The sequence below is a fragment of the Streptomyces sp. P17 genome, from assembly GCF_032436805.1.
In the GTDB taxonomy this organism is placed as follows: domain Bacteria; phylum Actinomycetota; class Actinomycetes; order Streptomycetales; family Streptomycetaceae; genus Streptomyces.
Genome location: NZ_JAVRBF010001584.1, coordinates 1 through 230, shown reverse-complemented (window position 1 = coordinate 230; position 230 = coordinate 1). Strand labels below are relative to the sequence as shown.

At 50.0% G+C, this 230-nt stretch carries 1 protein-coding gene; it reads right to left on the bottom strand.

The features are described 5' to 3' along the window. On the bottom strand, positions 1 to 230 hold a 230-nt coding region (locus RMT89_RS45760), incomplete at both ends, for a hypothetical protein (RefSeq protein ID WP_315889655.1).

Here is a 230-nt window from a genome sequence, read left to right as displayed (position 1 = left end):
GACGAATGTAAAATTCGTTGCGTTTCAGATCGTCTTTACCAAATGCGGAGCGCGGCATTCCTTGACTGCTCCAGATTTCCCGACATTCAACCGCTTGTGAGACGCAGGCGAAATTGAACCTTCGCAGAAATGACGGATGACCGAGCGCAAATACCAGATCGTCAAGATTTAGCTTTTCTCCGGCGTGTTTGAGCGTGACGGCTGTTTGTGCGCCGGGCATATCATTCATG